General features: G+C 60.1%; 17 protein-coding genes and 1 pseudogene. 1 reads left to right on the forward strand and 17 read right to left on the reverse strand.

Features of this window, described 5'->3' with window-relative positions; all coding sequences use genetic code 11:
- Positions 1-99: 99 nt before the first annotated feature.
- The 16 genes from C7G61_RS37605 to C7G61_RS37680 form a co-directional block, all read right to left on the reverse strand.
- Complete coding sequence (locus C7G61_RS37605) at positions 100-474, reverse strand: hypothetical protein (RefSeq protein ID WP_244608655.1); 375 nt, start codon at positions 472-474, stop codon at positions 100-102.
- A gap of 29 nt (positions 475-503) precedes the next feature.
- On the reverse strand, positions 504-3623 hold the full coding sequence (locus tag C7G61_RS37610; RefSeq protein WP_108522718.1) for an efflux RND transporter permease subunit: 3120 nt from the start codon (positions 3621-3623) through the stop codon (positions 504-506).
- 9 nt (positions 3624-3632) lie between these two features.
- Positions 3633-5318, reverse strand: coding sequence for an efflux RND transporter periplasmic adaptor subunit (locus tag C7G61_RS37615; RefSeq protein WP_108522719.1), 1686 nt, complete (start codon positions 5316-5318; stop codon positions 3633-3635).
- A gap of 52 nt (positions 5319-5370) precedes the next feature.
- Complete coding sequence (locus C7G61_RS37620) at positions 5371-5754, reverse strand: hypothetical protein (RefSeq protein ID WP_108522732.1); 384 nt, start codon at positions 5752-5754, stop codon at positions 5371-5373.
- A 587-nt stretch (positions 5755-6341) separates the two neighbouring features.
- The gene (locus C7G61_RS37625) at positions 6342-7334 is read right to left on the reverse strand and encodes an ABC transporter substrate-binding protein (RefSeq protein ID WP_108522720.1); all 993 of its coding nucleotides are present in this window, start codon (positions 7332-7334) and stop codon (positions 6342-6344) included.
- Between the two features lie 260 nt (positions 7335-7594).
- Positions 7595-8344, reverse strand: a complete 750-nt coding sequence (locus C7G61_RS37630; RefSeq protein WP_108522721.1) for a molybdate ABC transporter substrate-binding protein — start codon at positions 8342-8344, stop codon at positions 7595-7597.
- A 1264-nt stretch (positions 8345-9608) separates the two neighbouring features.
- A complete protein-coding gene (locus C7G61_RS37635) occupies positions 9609-10895 on the reverse strand; it encodes an MFS transporter (RefSeq protein WP_244608656.1) in 1287 nt (428 codons plus the stop codon).
- A gap of 130 nt (positions 10896-11025) precedes the next feature.
- Entirely contained in the window at positions 11026-11607 is a 582-nt protein-coding gene (locus C7G61_RS37640) for a ribbon-helix-helix domain-containing protein (protein ID WP_108522723.1), read from the reverse strand.
- A 285-nt stretch (positions 11608-11892) separates the two neighbouring features.
- Positions 11893-13644, reverse strand: a complete 1752-nt coding sequence (locus tag C7G61_RS37645) for a relaxase/mobilization nuclease domain-containing protein (RefSeq protein WP_108522724.1) — start codon at positions 13642-13644, stop codon at positions 11893-11895.
- A 415-nt stretch (positions 13645-14059) separates the two neighbouring features.
- Positions 14060-14575, reverse strand: a complete 516-nt coding sequence (locus tag C7G61_RS37650) for a S26 family signal peptidase (protein ID WP_057901008.1) — start codon at positions 14573-14575, stop codon at positions 14060-14062.
- Positions 14572-15036 (reverse strand): DUF2840 domain-containing protein, encoded by a 465-nt coding sequence (locus tag C7G61_RS37655; protein WP_108522725.1) that lies wholly within the window; start codon positions 15034-15036, stop codon positions 14572-14574. Before C7G61_RS37655 ends, C7G61_RS37650 begins: the two co-directional genes overlap by 4 nt.
- Positions 15037-15553: 517 nt before the next feature.
- Positions 15554-16435, reverse strand: a complete 882-nt coding sequence (locus C7G61_RS37660) for a replication initiator protein A (RefSeq protein WP_108522726.1) — start codon at positions 16433-16435, stop codon at positions 15554-15556.
- A gap of 21 nt (positions 16436-16456) precedes the next feature.
- Positions 16457-16735: a helix-turn-helix transcriptional regulator gene (locus C7G61_RS37665; RefSeq protein ID WP_057837518.1), complete on the reverse strand. Its 279-nt coding sequence runs from the start codon at positions 16733-16735 to the stop codon at positions 16457-16459.
- A gap of 125 nt (positions 16736-16860) precedes the next feature.
- A complete protein-coding gene (locus tag C7G61_RS37670) occupies positions 16861-17391 on the reverse strand; it encodes a DUF2285 domain-containing protein (RefSeq protein ID WP_108522727.1) in 531 nt (176 codons plus the stop codon).
- A 49-nt stretch (positions 17392-17440) separates the two neighbouring features.
- Positions 17441-17572, reverse strand: a complete 132-nt coding sequence (locus C7G61_RS46455; protein WP_244608659.1) for a transcriptional regulator domain-containing protein — start codon at positions 17570-17572, stop codon at positions 17441-17443.
- 221 nt (positions 17573-17793) lie between these two features.
- Complete coding sequence (locus C7G61_RS37680; RefSeq protein WP_108522729.1) at positions 17794-18072, reverse strand: DNA -binding domain-containing protein; 279 nt, start codon at positions 18070-18072, stop codon at positions 17794-17796.
- A 105-nt stretch (positions 18073-18177) separates the two neighbouring features.
- Here C7G61_RS37680 and C7G61_RS37685 point away from each other — a divergent pair, with 105 nt between their 5' ends.
- On the forward strand, positions 18178-18459 hold the full coding sequence (locus C7G61_RS37685) for a helix-turn-helix domain-containing protein (RefSeq protein ID WP_108522730.1): 282 nt from the start codon (positions 18178-18180) through the stop codon (positions 18457-18459).
- Between the two features lie 192 nt (positions 18460-18651).
- Here the strand turns inward: C7G61_RS37685 and C7G61_RS37690 are convergent.
- Positions 18652-18819: pseudogene (locus tag C7G61_RS37690) on the reverse strand (DUF736 domain-containing protein); the annotation flags it as partial.
- Between the last annotated feature and the right edge of the window lie 155 nt (positions 18820-18974).

The raw sequence follows: 18974 nt of genomic DNA on the forward strand, positions 1-18974 counted from the left end.
TCGCCAGAGCCGAAAGCTGCGCCGGGTCATGGACACCAGTTTGCGCGACCTTGATGATCGTCTTCGCAAGGGCTGCAAGACTAGACCAGGGGATTCGGCTCATTCCGCTGTGTATCTCGCCGCCAAGGAATGGCCATGCAGGCTGGCCGAAAACACAATGATCGCCTTGGGTGAAAGTTCGGCCTGAAGTTTCCCGCTCATCATATTGGGGCTGGCGGGGGTGAGCGGGACCGTAGCCGTCTTGCCGCCGTCCTGAATCGTTGCGCGCCCGCGCATGTCCTTTGTCGAGAGCGGCGACCCATCGTCGTCACCGACGTAGAAGACAATATCCAGGCCCTTCCGTACAAACTCGATCGGGTGCCCTTGCGATGTGACGACGGGGCCGCCGTTGCTGCCCTTCTTTGTCTGTGCGGCGGCAAAGTCGGGCATTGCGGCGATGACGGCTATCATGGCCAGGAAAACATATTTTCGCATTGGTTGCACCTTGGTGGTTTGTGCGGAGATCAATAGGCTTCCGCAGGGGTGAACGTTGCAGTGTGTTCGGCCAGCAGCCGGTCCAGCGGCTTTTTGCCGAACATCAGAAAGAGGATCGGGGTCACGACGGTATCCAGTATAGTGGCGCTGAGCAGGCCGCCGAAGATGGTCACGGCAACCGGGTGGAGGATTTCCCGTCCCGGTTCATCCGCGCCGATGAGAAGCGGGGTCAGCGCCAGCCCGGCACAAAGTGCTGTCATCAAAACGGGGCTGAGCCGCTCCATGCTGCCGCGAACGATCAAGCCGGTTCCGAAACGCTCGCCTTCGTGAATGGCGAGATTGATGTAATGGGAAATCTTCAGAATCCCATTGCGCGCGGAGATGCCTGCGAGAGTAATGAAACCGATCATCGATGCCACCGACAACGGTTGATCGGCTATTTTCAAGGCGAGCACGCTGCCAATCAGTGCCAGCGGAATGCCGCCCATGATGATGAGCGCCAGCGCGGGCGATCGATAGCGGCTGTAGAGAACGATGAATATCATCGCCAGAGACGCGAGCGACAAGATGCCGATGCGCCAGGAAGCCTCCTCCTGCGCTTGGAATGTCCCCTCGAGGTTCGTCGTATAGCCTTGGGGGAAATCCAGTTCAGAAACAGCCTTTCGGATGTCGGTGGCGATGTCGGCCATGTCGCGGCGGCCGTCACCGTTGCCGTAAACTACGATTCTGCGCTGGGTTCCCTCGCGCTGCATCTGGTTCGGACCATCCGTCTCGACAATCTCGGCCAGGGCGCTCAGCGGCACAAATTCCAAAGCGGTTGGTATGAGAAGGTTGTGCAGCCCCGTTGTCGAACGATCCTGCTCCGAAAGGCGCATCACAACGTCGAAGCGGCGATTGCCGTCCACGATCTGGGAGACCTTTCGGCCGTTCGATAGCGTATCAAGCGCCTGCGTGATCGCCGCCGGCGTCAAGCCGTGAAGGGCGGCACGGGCATGATCGATCTGAACCCGTACCTGGGGAATGAGTACCTGCTTCTCGACCTGAAGATCGACCAGCCCCGGGATTGTCGAGAGGCGCTGGCGTGACGTTTCGGCCAGCCGACGCAAAATCTCGATGTCCTGCCCGTAAATCTTGAGCACGATCTGGGCGCGAATACCCGACTGCAAATGATCCAGCCGGTGGCTGATGGGCTGTCCGATGGCGACCGAAGCTGGCAATCCGGAAAGCGTCTGACGGATGTCCGCGTAGATGTCTGCCTTCTGCCGCTTCGACGGAGCGAGATCGACATCGATTTCGCTGTAATGCACGCCCTCGGCGTGTTCATCAAGTTCCGCGCGGCCCGTGCGGCGTCCGACCGATTTCACTTCCGGAACCTTCGCAAGCAATTGCTCCGCCAGCAATCCGAGCCGATGCGATTCCGCAAGCGAAATGCCGGGATTATATTGCAGGGAGAGAACAAGCGTCCCTTCGTTGAAGGGAGGCAGAAAACTGCGGGGCATCAGGCTCGCTGCATAGCCGGCCACCACGACCACAGCCGCGACCGAGCCAAGCACAAGCCCGCGCCGTTCAAATCCCCAGCCAAGTAGCCGTCGATTCGCCTCCTTCAACCTCAGGACGACCGCACTTTCGCGGTCGCCCGAATGAGTTCGCCCGGAAAGCAAATAGTAGGACAGTACCGGCGTCACCGTTACCGAGGTCAGCAGCGAAGCGAGTATCGATACCACATAGGCGACGCCGAGTGGCGTGAACAACCGACCTTCGATTCCGGGAAGCGCGAACAGCGGCACGAATACGAGGACGATGATCGTCGTTGCATAGACGATGCTGGAGCGAACTTCCTGGCTTGCCTGAGCGATCACTTCTAGAACAGGCCGCGGCGCCGCCAAAGTGGAGTTCTCTCTCAGGCGCCGCAGAATGTTTTCGACGTCCACCACGGCATCGTCGACCAGCTCGCCGATTGCGATGGCGAGGCCGCCGAGTGTCATGGTGTTGATGGTAAGGCCAAAGGCACGGAAGACCAGAACGGTGATCAGGATCGATATCGGAATGGCGGTCAGCGAAACGAACGTTGCGCGTGCGTTCATCAGGAAAACGAAGAGAACCAGCGCGACGACGATGGCTGCCTCGACCAGCACCCGCTCGACATTGTCGATCGAAGTCTCAATGAAGGTGGCCTGACGGAATTGGACGTTCGTGACGTTAATTCCTGAACGCATGGTGCGCTGCAGGTCCTTGAGCGCAGCCTCGATATTGCGGGTCAATCCTACCGTATCCGCCGCCGGCTGCTTCTGGACGCTGACAATGACGGCCGGTTTCCCGTTGTACCCGGCGTCACCGCGCTTGGTGCGCGCGGCAAAATCAACAAGTGCGACTTGCCTTAGCAGGACGGGCTGATGGTCGCGTGTGGCAACGACGGTGTTGCCGAGGTCCTCGATCTGTTTGGTGAGGCCGACATTGCGGATCAGGTATTCGCGGCCATGCTGATCCACGAACCCGCCACCGCTGTTGGTGCCGAACCTGGTCACTGCTTGCTCGATCTGGTCGTGGGTGATGCCGAGAGCTTGCATAGTCGCGACGTTCGGCGTCACGCGATATTGGCGCACCTCACCGCCGATGGATATCACCTGGGCGACGCCGGGAATGGCCAGAAGCTGCGGCCTGACAACGAAATCCGCGATCTCGCGCACTTCCATGGGCGACGCCTTGCCATCGCTGGTTAGCGCGATCAGCATGATCTCACCCATGATGGAGGTCACCGGCCCCATTTGGGGATTGACGGAAGGTGGCAGTTGCTCGCGGATCGGCGCAAGGCGCTCCGAAACGAACTGCCGTGCGCGATAGACATCAACGCCCCAATCAAATTCGACGTAAACGACCGACAGCCCGACGCCAGAGACTGAGCGGACGCGGATGACACCCGGCATGCCGTTCATCGACGTCTCGATCGGGAATGTCACGAGTTGTTCAACCTCCTGAGGAGCTAGACCTTCCGCCTCAGTCAGGATGTTTACGGTCGGGCGGTTGATGTCGGGAAGAACGTCGACGGAAATATTGGGCAGGACAAACAGGCCGTAGCCTGCGAGCGCCGCCGCGACCGCCAATACGAACAGGCGATTTCGCAAGCTTGTCTGGACGATGAGCTTGAACATGGCGGCTCCCTACCGGATCTGGTTGATGAGGTCGGCGCCGCGGACCACAACCCGCTCACGCTCGTTGATGCCGGCCGCAACGATCACGCGCGTCGCGTCTACGGGAAAAACACGAACGGGCTTTGGCTCGAAGCGTTCTGGCGCTGTGTGCAACCAGACAATGTTCTCCCCATTGCTGCTTCGCACGACAGCATCGCTCGGAAAGATCAGACCGGCTACGGGTGCGCCGCGCTGAACCATCACCGTGAGCGGCTGGCCGATATTGAGCCCTGCCGGAGGTTCTGGAATGGCGAAATGAACGACAGAGGCGTGCTGCCGCAACGCTCGGCTCGTTCCGAGAAAGGACAGCGCGATCGGCGGTCCGTTGTGTCCAATCGCCGTTGCTTCGCCGGGTTCATTCAGGCCGATGTCGTCATAGGCTAACGCTTCAACCCAAAGGTTTTTTGGATCGGCAATCTGGAACAGAACGTCTTGTGGCTGAATGACCTGGCCCGGCACAACCTTGGCCGAGGTAATGATGCCGTCCGTGGAGGCGCGCAGCACCTCAAAGCCGGTGCGGGAATTCCGAGTGGTTTCACGGCGCGCCCGCAGCCCCTCGAGTTCGCTTTCGAGGTCATTGACCTGACCTTGTGGCACCGCGCCTCGTTCCGCCAATGGCCGCAGGCGTCGCAGCTTATTCTCCGCGACCGCTATCAACTGTTCGATCTCGCCGACTTTTTCCAGGATTGTGGTGCGGTCGGCGACCGGCAAATGCGGCTCAATCTGGATGAGAACGTCGCCCTTGCTGACCGACTGTCCGATACGTGGAATCGCGCGCTCATTTGGAACGACGCGGCCGCCATAGATGCTTTGCACGATGCTGCTGCGGTTTGGATCGGCAATGACGCGGCCAATCAGATTGAGCGCAGGGCGTACCGTCTGCGGTTCGGCGACAGCCGTGCGGACATCCAGCAGGCGCTGGGTAGGCTTGGCCGCAAAGGCGGAACCGTCCTGCAGGCGTCTCGGCGCATCGCTGAGAGCTCGTGCTGCGGGCGCGCTTGCGTCGCTGACGCTGTTTCGGTTTTCGCCGACTGAAATTGCGGCGAGGATAACGCAGGCCCCGGTCACCATTGCCGCTGACATTGCCGCAACACTGCGGCCCCGTCGTCTCAAATAGCCAGCCAGCAGGCCAAAGCCCAAGCCGGCGAACGTGAAGGCAATTACGGTTCGGCCTGGGGAAAGCCAATTGGACCTGTGCTTTTCGGGCACGACAACGGCCTGCGGTAAGGTGAGGGAATCCACCAGCAGGTCATCACCCTTCCGGGCGGCGACCGAGAAGATAACTTCTACCGACCCTGTCAGCTTTCGATCGGGAAGAGCCGCAGTATAGATACCGCTCTGCGCCCCGGCTTCGATTGCCGGGGAGTCGCCGATCGTTACCCGCAAGGTCGCATCTGGAACCGGCTCGTTTGTGATGGCGTCGTCGATAAAGATCGTTAGCTGGCCGTCCTTCAGGATGCCAACGATCTCATACAGGTCGGATCGGGCCGCCACCCGTGGATATGCGGATGACACCGCGGGCGATTTGTCGGCATCACCGTGGCCCTCATGGGCAATGGAAATGGCAAGTCCAAGAAAAAGGCTCGCCAAGCAACCGAGGCTGGCTGCGCCAAGCCTCACGAGCCGCCCTTTCGGGCGGCGTTGAATCGGAAACATCGAGAATTCCCTCAAACACGCGAAAATGGCTGCGGCTGCATGGCCGCCCGAGCTACGCGATGCTGAGGGTACTTGGTGGTCGGATTAGTGCGCCGGGTTCAATCCCATCGGCTGTCGGCACGGCTGGCAGAGCGACAGAGCCGAGCAAATCAGAGGTATGAACCAAGGCAGGGGACGCCGGAACGGCGATTGATGCACCAAATATGTTCCAGGAGAAGTTCAGACCACCGCTATCGTCGTAGTCTGGCCCATCATGCACGTGACCCTCGGAATTGTCCCCGCCGTGGTCGTGGACATGACCGGCCAAGTGGTCATGGAAATGCATGGAACCGCTTAAGGTGACCGACGGCTCCGGCATGGTGCCGACGGCAGCCATTGCCTGAGAGGTCACGATTAGCGTGCCTTGCAGCACAAACGCCGAAATCGCCATAAGCATAAGTGCTCTGGCGAACCTCCGAAATCGCTGAATGCTCCCGTTCTGCACAACGCAAAAATTAGGCGTTTTTGCACACCGTTTCAAGGCAAAGCGAGCCCTGGGACGTTCTCGGGGGGAACGCTTGTTACGGAAAGGAGCCATGGCGTTCTGGATTGCTCCAGAACTCCCATTCCGTATCCGAGAGGACATACCCTGAATGCTCGTAGTCTGTTCCAGGGGTAAGATGCCGGAATCAAGTGACTGCCGATGATCCTTATCCGCTGCGATCCACTTGAGGTAATCGAATGAGTGTTCGTCCCTCATAATCTGCTGCGTTAGTCGCCCCAGAAAGGTCGGCGTCTGCATGTCTCAAAGGTGCCGATTGTGTTGACTGTCCATATCCGGTCAATCGAGCCGGTTTGGCAATGTCCGGGCCACTTCCGCTTTACCCATCATAGCCGACGTTCGCTGGGAGGATCGGCAGGTCCGTTCGTGCCAATCGCGTCACTTTAGCCGTCGGCCCACTACTTCCGGTCTTCCCCTGGAAACGGACATCGTCAGGGTCGGTCGGCATGTCTCAAAGGTGCCAAAACCGGAAGTGACAAGCCTTATTCGAACACCTCGTCAGCACCGGCGAGAACGGACGCCGGAATCTCGATACCGAGCAATTTCGCTGTCTTGAGATTAATGAGAAGCAGGAATTTGGTCGGCTGCTCAATAGGAAGCTCGGCCGGTTTAGCGCCTTTGAGAATCCGATCGACATAGTGGGCACCGCGCCGCGCCAAGGCGGCGTAGTCAGGGCCGAAAGAAATTAATCCACCGGCTTCCACCCTCTCCCGGGAGCCCGCCAAGTAGATGGACGGCAGCCCTGCTTGCGCCGCAAGTTCGGACACCCGGCTCGTTGGGGAGTTAAGCATCGGGTCACCCGCTATGTATAAAGCTTCCGCCCCTCGGGCTTTAGCGGCGGCAATTGCGCCAGGAATTTCCTCAGCTTCGCGCATCTCGATAATGTCGAGCTGAAAGCCGAGCTTGTCGGCCGCAGGTAGGTGTTCCCTTGGGAAAGTCAGCCGATGGATGTCGTTTGAGGGATTGATGAAAGCTGCCACGCGCTTCGCTTGTGGCAAGACCTCTCGAAGAAAGCCAAGGGTCTTCCCGCCGAAACCGCCCGGGACCAGCGTGGCGACACCAGTCAGGTTTCCGACAGGGCGAGCCAGGCTTGACGCAAGTCCCAAACCGACCGGATCGGCGACGAAGAGCATCACAATTGGTATCTCGGAGGTCGCATCCTTAGCGGCGCGCACGGGCTGAGGAGCGAAGGCGACCAAGAGATCGGGTTTCGATCGCACAAGATCGGCGGCAAGCGCCGGTAGCTGATCGAGGCGACCACCTGCACCCTTACGCTCGATGAAGATGGTGCTACCCTCGACCCAGCCGAGCTTACGAAGCTCGTCCAAAAAAGCGTCATTAATGTTGCCGCTGCACGAGTGGGAGCACAGCATTCCGAAACGCGGCACCCTCGGCGCTGCTTGGGTTTCGGCAGCCGACGCGAAAACAAGCAGCACAATTAGAAGGACCGACATCGTGGCGGCAGATCGTCTCATTCGATCACCGTGTCTTCGCACAGGAAGATGACGCGATTCGCGAGGCCGAGCGCCTTGGCCCCGGGAAGTCTAAATGATAGCAGCTTCAGGCCGACCGGCGGATCACAATTGTCCGTTCCGGGTCATTCGCGTCGGTTTGACCGCACCACGGCGACTTCCTGTCTACTCCGGTGAACGGACATTCTCAGGATAGGCGGGCATGTCTCAAAGGTGCCAAGAGCGGATATCACCTGATGCGCACTTACCCCAGTCGATCTGCATCATGGATGATTCGGGTCCATGCCGTTCTTCCTGAATACGGGCGCGGCGGCGGGCGCGGACAAAAACGCCTGCAGTGCTTTGGCGAGCTCTGCATTCGAACCGGTGGGGATACCACTGGAGTAAACTGTGACATTCTGGATTTCTGCCGGCAGCGGACCTAGAAAATCGATGCCCGCTTCGTGGACCAACTCGCTCACCTGCTGGAAACCGAGTTCGGCTTCGCCGTTCACGAGATATTGGGCAACGCGCACGCCGGGTGCCGTCTGTTTCGACTTGTCCTTCATCTGGTCGGCTATCCCAAGGCGGTCGAACAGGCGCTGGACATAGACGCCACTTGGACCCGTCGAATATGCAACCGCCCTAGCGGAAAGCAGCGCCTTCTTAACTGCCTCGCTGGAACTGATGTCGGGCCTAGGCGAGCCGGCCTTTACCGCCATGCCGACACCGGAACTAGCGATGTCAACGCGGCTCCCCGGCATCATCTTGCCGTCCTTGACGAACGCATCAATGTCCGGTGCACCGACGATAACGAGATCGAAAGCCTCACCCGCAGCAATGCGCTTTCTTATGTCTGCGGAGCCAGTCCATGTTGCCGCCACCTGATTGCCGGAGGTGCTTTCGAATTGCGAGACAAGCTCGAGAAAAGCCTCTTTGACGGCTCCCGCGGCAAGCATTCTGATTTCGGCCGCCTGGACCACATGCGTGATCAACAGGCTGCAGACCGCGACGGCGATAAGGCGAGCTTTCATGTTGGATCTCCGGCGAGGGCGAACTGCCAGATTACGTTCTTTCCAGTCCGATACCAAATGTCCGCTGTGGGTCCAACAACGGACCTGGTCGCGCCCGAAAAAGAAGTCCGCTATGCCCCTCGTAAACGGACATCGTCAGCCTGAATGCTCAGGCCCGAAAACTGCCAAGAGCAGACTTCGACAGACCACCAACGGAAGCGAGTCCAACGCGTCGCGTGATCAGTCGCCCAGTTTGTCAAGAACCCGCGTTCGGTTGAAGAACGGCTCGGCTCGGCCCGTACAGACGGAGATAGGCGAACCGGGATGTGCCCGGGATCATGAGCACCAAATCGCGCGAGGTTGGCCGCTGCGTCGCGGCCAGCGCTACAGGTCAACGCTAACTGATCCGCAGGGCTTGAAGGTTTGGAGCGAGCGCCCGTGCAAGCACCCCTCATGTTTCTGGGCGTAGGCAAGTACGCCCATGATCATCAAAGCCACCACGACCAATCCGGCTACTAGGTTCTGCACCATGGCTGCCACTCCAGGTGAACGCATGAACAAGGCGACCGGCGCGAATCGTGGGGATCAACGCCGGGGCAGCGCTCCTCCCTCTCGAGCCGACCATTGGGCTGGGGTTGAAATGATCAGTGAGAGGTCGCGCAGCCAAAGAGAGCACAATCGTCGACCTGATGGCAGTGGAAACTTGTGCCGCGCTGCGCAAATTCGATGCGCGATCAGAAGCCGCGTCTTCGAAAATTCGCCTGTTTGGCCGCCATTGCCGCGAGGCTAAGCGGCGTTTGTCCGTGGTGGAACGCCATGGTCGCCCGGCAATGACCTGAATTCGATTCCCGCAAGAACGGACGACGCCCGATTTCTGCTCCGGGTCGATAGTGTTGCAGAAGTCTTTTTGCGGCATGCGACTCAAATTCTTAGAGCCATAGGCGCGACGATCGAATAATAACCTGGGGGACCACTCTGTCGGGCGCTAAACCCACCGGCGATTCTGACAACGGGTCTGAGGCTACATTGACCGGCGATTGTCGCTTATTTCGTTCTTTCGCGGAAAACTAGCCGCGCGTCCTTTCGGGACTTTTGCAACACTATCGGTCAGAAGGCGACATCGACGGCCAAATAGGCGGAATCTGCTTTACCCTTAAGAATGGACATGCTCAGGATGTCCCGTCATGTCTTAAGCGCATCGGTCCTAGCATTCCCGTCGTTCCTGGCACGTCATACAAAGGCAACCGCTACGTTTATGCGGCTCAGACTGATCGGCGCCGTTCTCTTATCGCGTGCTCTCGCGATCCTGCAGAAAAAGCCGCCTACCCCCAAGTTCGAATGCGTGCAGCGGCTTGAGGGAGAATGCATCAAGTTCATTCCCCTCGCCTCGTCGCGTCAGAATCCAAGTTAGTGCAAACCAAACCCCAGCTACGATCTGAAGCCCTACGTTGAAAGCAAACGCAGTCTGGTAAGCTATCTCAGGATAGTGCCCATTTGTGGGAGCCCAGAGCTGAACCAATAACCCCGTCATATATTGCACGACAAACGCGCCGCCGATGTGGAAGACGTTCAGCGCTGCATTGGCCCTGCCCGCCAGCTCCTTTGGGAAATACTCGGCCAGGATCGCGTAACTGAGGACAGTTCCAGCACCGACTGCCGCCACGACGATCCACGGGACATACGAGGGGAGCGGCCATCGCAGGATCAATGCCAACTGAGCCACGATGAACATCACGGCGACAAGACCCAACAGCGGCCGCGGTCCAATCCCACGTCGGCGCGCCCGATCGACCGCAATGCCCCACAGAAGCCCGCCCAAACTCAATGCGATAGCCATGATGAGCAAATGCCAGAGTAGTCCCGACCGGTCGAGGCCCTCGACATCGCTGAGCCATGGCGCCGCCCACAGTCCCTGCAACGCCCATGCCGTCCCGATACAGGTGGCCGAAAGTGGAGCCAGGCGCCAGAAGCGTGGGTCGGCATAAATCGTCCTTAAACTGTTAGGCGTTGGTCCGCCCGCCACCGACATAGTTGCCGACACCTCTGGGACGACAAAATAGATGATAAGAGCGCATCCGGCCGAGGCAATCGCGAGCAGCACAAACAATGCTCGCCAGCCCATCGAGACCAGCAGAAATTCCGCAGGCAAAGTTGCCGTCAGCGCGCCCAGGGCTCCCAGCATAATCATCAGGCCGTTTAGCAATGGGATACGTTCGCTGGGAAACCAGAGCACGAGGGCTTTCAAGCCGGCCGTCAAGGATGCGGCGACACCAAGACCGATCAGCGCCCGGCCGCCGAGGAGCAGCCAAAAGTTGTTCGAGATGGCAAATAGCGCTGCGCCCAGGGCTGCGGCAACCATTACGGTACTTTGGATCCGCCCCGGGCCATATCGGTCCAACAAGATTCCGATCGGAATCTGGGCAGCCGCGAAAATCAGGTAGTAAACAGACGTCAGTAGACCAAGATCGCCAGCGCTGAGACCAAATTCCGAGGTCAAAGAGCCGGCGACCGTCGCATTAATGGTCCGGAATAGAAATGAGAGATAGTAAGCGGCAACGAACGGCAGGAACACCCGAAGCTTCAGGCGCCAATTTTCCGTCAAGCCGCCGACGCGCCGGCGTCGATTCGCATGGATGGACGGTCGCGACCGTAGTGGCTGTTCGACCAATCCTTGGTGAGCAGCTGTCTGCCTTGCAACAGGGCTAGTGCAGAGGCAGTCCTGTCTTCCCTGGAAAGTTGAGCAGGCTGCCGCCCTCCCGGACGGCAGTGGAGTGCTCTGCTTCAACGTCGACCGGGCTTGACGTACGGAGATCTGGCTCATGAGCTGAGGAGCATGTCTTCGACGTTCCCCCGCACGGGCCACTCGAATGAGCTTCGCGTTTCGGTGTGCTGAGCCGATCCATCGTCTCCTGAATGAGCGATGTTCCCGACCGAACGCGTCGTCCGACCTGCGCAGCAAATTCGTCGAAACGCTCGGACCCAAGCATACAGGCCGTGCGTAGAGCTGCGGCGGGCAGCGGCGGCGTCACCGCAAGATGGTATCTGGCCTGAAGCGCGACAGTCTCGTTCACGATTCTAAGATTCCGATCGAGCTGTTCGAGTTGACGGCTGATAAGGGAAAAGCGGTGGTCAGCCAGTGAGTGGTCGGCTTCATCATCAACACCGAGGAACTGAGCAAGGGCGGCCTCAACGAGTGCCGATTTGGTGACGCCGGGACGCTTGGCAGCTGCCGTTAGCCGCGCGGCCATCTGCTCCGAGAGGTAGACGCCAATTCTGGGCTTCATCGTTGGACCTTTTGAAGAACGTCATTTCCTGCAGTGCGCGTCTGAAGCAGAGCAATGATGCCTATCGACTTCACCCGGCGCGCTGAACGTTGGCTGCAAAAGGGGCTACTCGCGGTCCCTGGGCAACCGCTCAATCGCAACCGTAGTGTGTTCGGATAGATTGGCGTACAAAAGCCGATCGAGATTGCATGGTATTTGACCGGCGGCACGGCGTGCGATGGCAGTTCAGCGATTTCGCATCGAACGCCTCGCACACTGCCGCGGAGGTGCCGGGCAGCCCACCAATCAGATTCCTAAGCCAATTTTCCTTCCAAAGCCCCAGGTCACACCGCCGCCACTTGCCGCGATGCCGGATACCTGTCGACCGAGATGCTGCTCAAGTGCTGGCCGCCAGGGCACGAGTTGGAATCCAAGCCCGTCGTCTATCATGGCAAACCGGCCTGACGCTAATGTCACGCGCTGACGATAGATGCCCGCGATGCGTTCGCCCGACGAGGGATTGTGGAGCAACCCCGTCTCGGCCGAGAGCCTTGCGACCGTCGCATCGAGCTCCCGTTGTCTTAGAGTATTGAGGAGGTCGCGGGCAAAGATGACCCTTGACCCCTGCCGGCGCGCCAGGCCTTCGCTTGCGAGATAGTCAAGCCTTCGGTCCATGGCTTCGCGCACTTCGGATCCGAAACCACTGCTCGCCACGATCGAATCCCGCGCGAGTAATTGCCGGTCAATCCAGGTCGCTCCGGGCGCCGTGACCTGAGCCTCAATACTGAGATCCGATCGGGTGGCGAGCGAGAGACGCTTACGGCCCTGCGCGTCATCGTAAGACCGCGCCTCCACGATCGCGCCGGGCGCGGCATCGCCAGTCATTTCGATATCGGTGAACCTGATGTGATGCGTTCGTCCATCGATCCCCTCAACGATCGCATAGGCCGAGCCTTTCAGTTCGTCATATAGCCCGCGCTCGACCAAACTGCCGAGCACGGGATCTGTCGGTTCCTCGCCGTGCAAGGCAAAGCCAGAGACATCCGGCTCGCGGCCACGAGCGCTCATCGCCCGATGCATGGTCTTGATGACATCGCGACGAATCGAGAGCTCACGCAGCTTGTCCTCGATACCAGACTTCAGCGTCCAGCAACCGGGCGCAACTTGATCGGCGAAACCGAGACGTTCCAGCCAGACTGCCCGGCCGACCATCAGGCGGCGGAGCCCCGAGTCCTCACCTGATGCATTTGGCCGAAGGTCTGCCACGCCGGCGCCCTCGTCGGCGACGATACGCAGCGCCCGATCGAGGCTGGTCCAGCGTTCGGCCTCAACCTCCCTTTCCAGGGCGGACTGGATGTCTCGCTCGCTGCGCGGCCCCAGTTCGAGCGTGACGCGCTCGGCCGCCCGGTCCCGAAACCCGCGGCTGATGTATTCCCGGCTGATGACCAGATCCTGGCCGTCCTCTGCGCGGCCGCGGATCAGGACATGAATATGCGGATTGTCGGTATTCCAGTGGTCGACCGCAATCCAGTCCAGTTTGGTTCCGAGATCCCGCGCGACGTCGGTCATCAGCTCGCGCGTGAACGTGCGGAGGTCGCCGAGCTCGGCGGCATCCTCCGGAGAAATGATAAATCGAAAATGATGGCGGTCGTCCTTGCAGCGTTCGGCAAAGGCGCGTTCATCGGCCGCATCCGACCTCGCATCGAACATCCGGGCGTCCGCACCGTCGCGCGTCACGCCCTCTCGCTTCAAATAGGTGATGTGCTTGGTCAGCGGTGCTGAGCGAAAGCGGGTGCCGTGGTGACGTACCACGCGCGCCTTCATCACCACACGTCGTGAGGTCGAGCGGAGTGACAGCGAGAGCGCGGCACGCCGGCCTCGTCCGAAGTGAGACCGGCCTGCTCCTCCCTTACCGCGCCCGAAACCGTTGCCGACATGCCCGGCTCTCTTAGCCGCCCGCATGACCTGGCCGACAAAGCTCTTCGGGCCCGAGAAGCTGCGCCCGCTGTCGCGAATACGGCCAGGGCGAACACGAAGGTCATTGTCACGCCGGCTCACGATGGCTTCACCGCAAACTGGCGGAGGCCGACGGCTCCGGCTCCGTTGATTTCCTTGACGATTGGGAACGGAGCGATGGCTTGATCATTCCTGGTGCCTCTTAAAACTTCAACTCCACCAACCACATGCGCCCAACCGGAGGCGGCGCTTTTCCCTTGCCGTCCGTGGCTCGTATGATCGTGCTCCCTTCTCCTCACAGTCCCCCTTGCGAAAAGTCCCGACAGCACGCGATTGAATACGACTCCACCAATTTGCCGACAGCCGACTCTTGGCGACTTGCTTGCGACTTGGTCAAGTGGTCCACCTCGACGGTCACACGATGCCGCGGCCCTGCTAGCTCTGGCCGGGAAGGAGGAATGCGGCTGTATCCGATGGGTTAGAGGCGCGGCTATTTGAGAGCGTGAGCAACACACGGTTAATTCTCTCCATCCGTCCAGATCGGCAGCGCGCGGGCGATGACTGCAGAGGCCGGGATGGGTCCGAAGTAGCGGCCGTCCAGCGAATCCGACGACTGCCAATTCATGAGGAAGACGTCATCTCGCGCGACGACGCGGCAGCCCTGCCAGATCGGGAGCGGACGGCCACGCCTGTCGCGATCGAGCGCCTCGCCAAGTCCAATTCCATCGACGGTAATGGTGAGGCCATTCCTGCAAACCGTCTGCCCGGGGAGTGCGAGGACGCGCTTCAGCATTGGCACGCCGCGCGGCAGATAGCTGCCCTCAGCAAGGAACGCAGCAAGCGGCTCCGGCGGCAGAACTGCAACCAGTTCGGTGACAAACAGCGTGTCGACGGGCTGCAGGCGATAGAGCCCACGCGGGGCGCTCTCTGAGGCGTTCCAGACGTACAGGGCAACAGGCTTCGCGCAGATCACCGACGTCAGCAAGGCGACCGAGCCGAACATCGTCAGGAGCATCGTCATCCGGTGCTTCATGGCGCGATCTTCCGACGTTGAAGCCAGATCTGATGCCGCGACCGCGTGTAGGGCCTCGGCGACTCTCCGACCGACAGGCGGTTGTGTGCGTGATGCCAGTAGTCAGGCGCTGCGTCGGCAGCATTGATGCCGAGCGCCTCAACGGCGTCAATCAATTGCAGCACCCGCTCGACTTTCGGCCAACCGGAGAGCCGCAGCAAAATATCGCCGCCTGGGCGTACATAGGGCACGGTCGCGCAGCGCTGGCCCGGCGTAACGGCACGCAAGATATCGATCTTTGAAACGACGGTTCCGTAGTCGCTGGACGTCCAGCGCACGAAGGCAAAGATGCTGCCCGGTGCAAATGAGACGACACGACGTCGTCGGTCCAGTATCTGTTCGGCCGCCACCCGGCCGAACCGAATCCAGTTCTCGATCCGCTTCTCAAGCCACAGCAGTTCAACATGCGTGAGGTCGCTCATGCAGTTCCTCCGTCGTCATGGAGGATTTCGATCGTAAATAAGTCGCCATGCCCGATGGCAATGCATATTCCGTGTCCAAAGGATGCGATCTTGGAATGGTCGCGCAGGCCGGACGCAATCGATGACGAATTTGCTCTGCCGAATCGAAACAAAGACAGGGTGCGCCATGCGCCCAGCTCCGCCGACTGCAGCAATTCCCTTGGAGCGCTGAAGCACTGCGAAGCACGATCGGCGCCTAACTCAGCCGCGGTCCAATTCCGGGGTCGCGAACCGTCTTTGCTGCAGCGATGGCCGGTCCGCGCCCTTTGGTGTGAGTTCACGGACGCCCGCCGCTTACCAACAGGCCGGAAAACGCGCGACCTCGTTAGAAAGAATCCGAAGGATTCCAGGTTAGTAAAGTTACGGCCACGCCAAGTCGTTGAGTGCCAAGACGTTTCATCCGATTTTGGTCCCCGATAACACGAGGATCGGGTCCCCGTTGGCACGTCGATTGTCGTCCCCAATAGCACGAACTGATTCACAGGTTTTCCCCCGGGCTAGCATTCAGACCGCGCTTGCGCAGACGCGCCGCAATGGGATCGGCGGCAATCGGCGTAAAGGCCAGACGCTCGTCGCCCCGCAAGCCGCGCTCAATGACGAGTTGGTAGCCCGGCAATGTCTGACGGCGGACGATCTCGCGCAGGTCATAGGCAAAATGTTTGAGCGGCGAGAGGCTGCCGGATTTGGCGTGGAGATGAGCAAAATCGAAGCTCCAGCCACCCTTCTGGCTGCCGCCGTGCTTGCGAACAACGCGATAAAGCCAGCGTTCGAGCCCGCCCGTCAGGTCGAAATACGCGCGGTCGATGGTGAGCACGAGCGCGTCATCCAGCACACCAGCATAGAACCAGTCCGGCAGGATCAGCTCCAATCCGCGGGGCCGGCCGTGCACGTCGGCTGTCTCTTTCCATTCATTGATCCAGGAGAATCGGTGCCGCCGCCGATCGGTCGATTGACGGATCGAGGTCATGACAGTGGTCGATTGCAGCCGGTCGAGTGCGGCCTTGAGACGGTCGTAGTCCCGAACGCTGGTGCCGCGACCAACGAAGGTCAGAATCTCATACGGCGTTGCCGCCATCAGGCGGGAGGTCTTCAATCCGCCGTCGCGGGCCTCGACAATCTGCGACGCCGCCCAGATCAAGACGTCAGCGTCCCAGATCGTAGCCATGCCATGCTCCGGCACGGCTTCGACGCGAATGGCAACTTTGCCGGCGCGGAAGTCGATGGGAACGACTCGCCTGGATTTAGCGAGGGAGAAGAACGGATAGGCCATCAAATCCTGCGCATCGCGTGGCGCGAGATCGCCAGACAGCGCCCGGAAGAGACTTAGCTGTTCCCGTTCAGAGATGTGTCTGCGTCGCATCGAGATAATCCCTAGCGACGTTCAGCGACGCGGCCGGCCGGCATACGGTATGGGCGCATGCCGCTTAGCAGGCAGCACGGTGCCTGCACCGGGATCAGAGGTCGAAGTCTTGGCGCCGCGATCGGCCCAGGCTTTCAGGTCTTCCAGCGCATAGACGACGCGTCCCCCGAGCTTCCGATAGGCGGGACCCGTGCCGTAGGTTCGGTGCTTTTCTAGGGTCCGCCCGGACAGGCTGAGAAATCGAGCAGCTTCTGGCGTCCGCAGATATCGCTGCGGCAAGCCGGCGTTCGGATCGGGCATTTGTGTGGCTCCGTGATCGTTTCGAGCGCGGCCGCGTTGGGTCGTGCGTTGACGGTCACCATGGCGGAGTAGAAAGGCTTGGGGGGATGCCGAAGATGCGGGGGCGATTTTCGGCACCCCTTGCCCTATTCCTTGCGAGATGGTGGACGAAGCAAGGCGCGATAGCCGCCACGCATCAAGGCTAAGCCAGCCTGCACCAGGCGGATGGTGCGGCTGCGCAATTCGTGGGTCTTCCAGGCGCGTTCGGGGATTCGTTTTCGACCGAACAGCACCTCGGCGATCACGCGATACGAGGCGCCATCTATGTGACCGTCGAGCGCTCGCAGCGCCAAGGCCAACCGTTCGCGCCGCTGTGCCGAAAGCTGATGGAAGGGAGGTCCTGACGGACGACCGTTGATGGCGCGCCACAGCCGATGTGAGGCATGAGCGCGGATCTCAAAATCCGCATCGAGCGGCAGTTCGGTTGCATAAGAGACACCCAGCTGCGGAGCCTCTTTCAGCCAGAGTTGATGTTGCGCTCCCTGAATGCGCAACACGGCGTGCCAGCCGTCCGGTGCCTGTCGAATGCTGCCCGATGCAAGGTCCGCGCGCGGTAGGGTCGCGCCGATGGCTCGCGAGGCGGACGCGCTGCGCACGACCCGGACCACCGTGGGCAAGGCCTCGGGCGCCCAGAAGATCGTCTGTTCATAAAAGGACCCCTGCGGGTCATGAGCGAAAGCAGACGCCCCATCTCCTCCGGAATTCGGACGTCACCTGCCCGCCTTTCGGTCGAACGTTCCGGTAAGCCATTCGATAATTCGTACTCCGCCGGAGTGACTCCCAAGCGAAATCTGCCATCTCCCCTGATTCAATGGCTTGCCGATACGCCTCCGGTGAGCGCCAGTCGATCTCAGACACTGCTCTGATCCCCTGCCGTGCAACGATTACGGCCTATCTCTATGAAGCCTGGAGTTGTTGGGGAAGACAGCAATTGTGCATTGCGTGATGCCTACAGGCGATCACGCCGTCGGCGGGAGAATTCTGTTCTAATTACGAAATGCGAACGATAGTTTTCTTTGCTATTCGGTCGTACCACCGCGAAGTAAGTCGCGGTAGCCGTGGTCTGCCATCCATCTTGCTCGTGCCAAGTGACTGTCAAATGCGTTGCGGGCGCGCACCGGCTCGCGATCCGGATCGATGTGCAGCACGATTCGAGCCACTTCTTTCCAGTCGGCGCCGGCGGCTTCGGCATCAAGAAGCCGCCAATAGGTCACCAAATGCTGTTCGTCATAGGTCGTCAGCACCGACTCATTCGGCGCCACGTCCGCAACATCTGGATCTAACGCCGGCTCTTTCATGTAAGCTTACGCGCGGACTTCGTCGACTGCATTCGAGACGAACTTACCGAAATACTAAGGCTATAGCCAGTGGTTTGATGGCCTACTAAATGGCTGCTTTGGCGCATGAAAGCTCGTGCGCTTGTGGCCTGGAATGTGCGCCGGATCCGCGTGGATCGCGGCATTCCGCAAGAGCAATTGGCGTACGATGCCGGGATTGACCGCTCATATATGAGTGGTCTTGAGCGGCAATCGGAGAACCCGACAATTGACCTTCTCGATCGAATCGCCGGTACGCTGGATGTTCATTTATCCGAGTTGTTCGTTCAGCCGCCCAAAGGAGCAACGACGCCCAAGCCTTTGCCCAAAGGTCGCAAGCCGGCGCGCCCGCGTCGCAAGAAGAAATAGCACTGCTCACGCGAGGTGTCAGCCACGTCGATAACATTTTTTGCCAGATGAGAATTCTGTAGGCCCAGCAAAACGAATGAGGAGCCTAGGTCAGGCGCGGATCTAGTTGGCGCCGTTGGCGAGCCATATTGCGCGGTTGTAAAGAAAAGCCCCGCCCGAGCAGCTCGGGCGGGGCTTGGCGGAGGTTGAGTCTCACTCGCCGTTCTTCCGCGGCCGCGACCAAAGCAGAGTGTAGCCTTCGCCGTCCTCGTCGTCGAACAGGTTCGCGTAGATCGGCGCGTTGAAGGAGGGATCGTCGAGCTTGAGCGATAGGTAGTCACGGCCCTCTTCCGAACGCTTCGACCAGGCGGCCCCAATCTCGGTGTTATGTGGTGCACCACATAAGGCCGATTATGCGAAGCGGAGCATTATGCGGAGCGATGTCGTCTGAGCGCAGGTTTTCCGCGGGTTTCTGGCTCGCCGCGCTCCACATAATCCCGAGGGAAGAGCTGCGACGGCTCGGCGGGCGAGCCGTC

Origin of the sequence: Bradyrhizobium algeriense (assembly GCF_003062295.1) — a bacterium.
Classification (GTDB): domain Bacteria; phylum Pseudomonadota; class Alphaproteobacteria; order Rhizobiales; family Xanthobacteraceae; genus Bradyrhizobium; species Bradyrhizobium algeriense.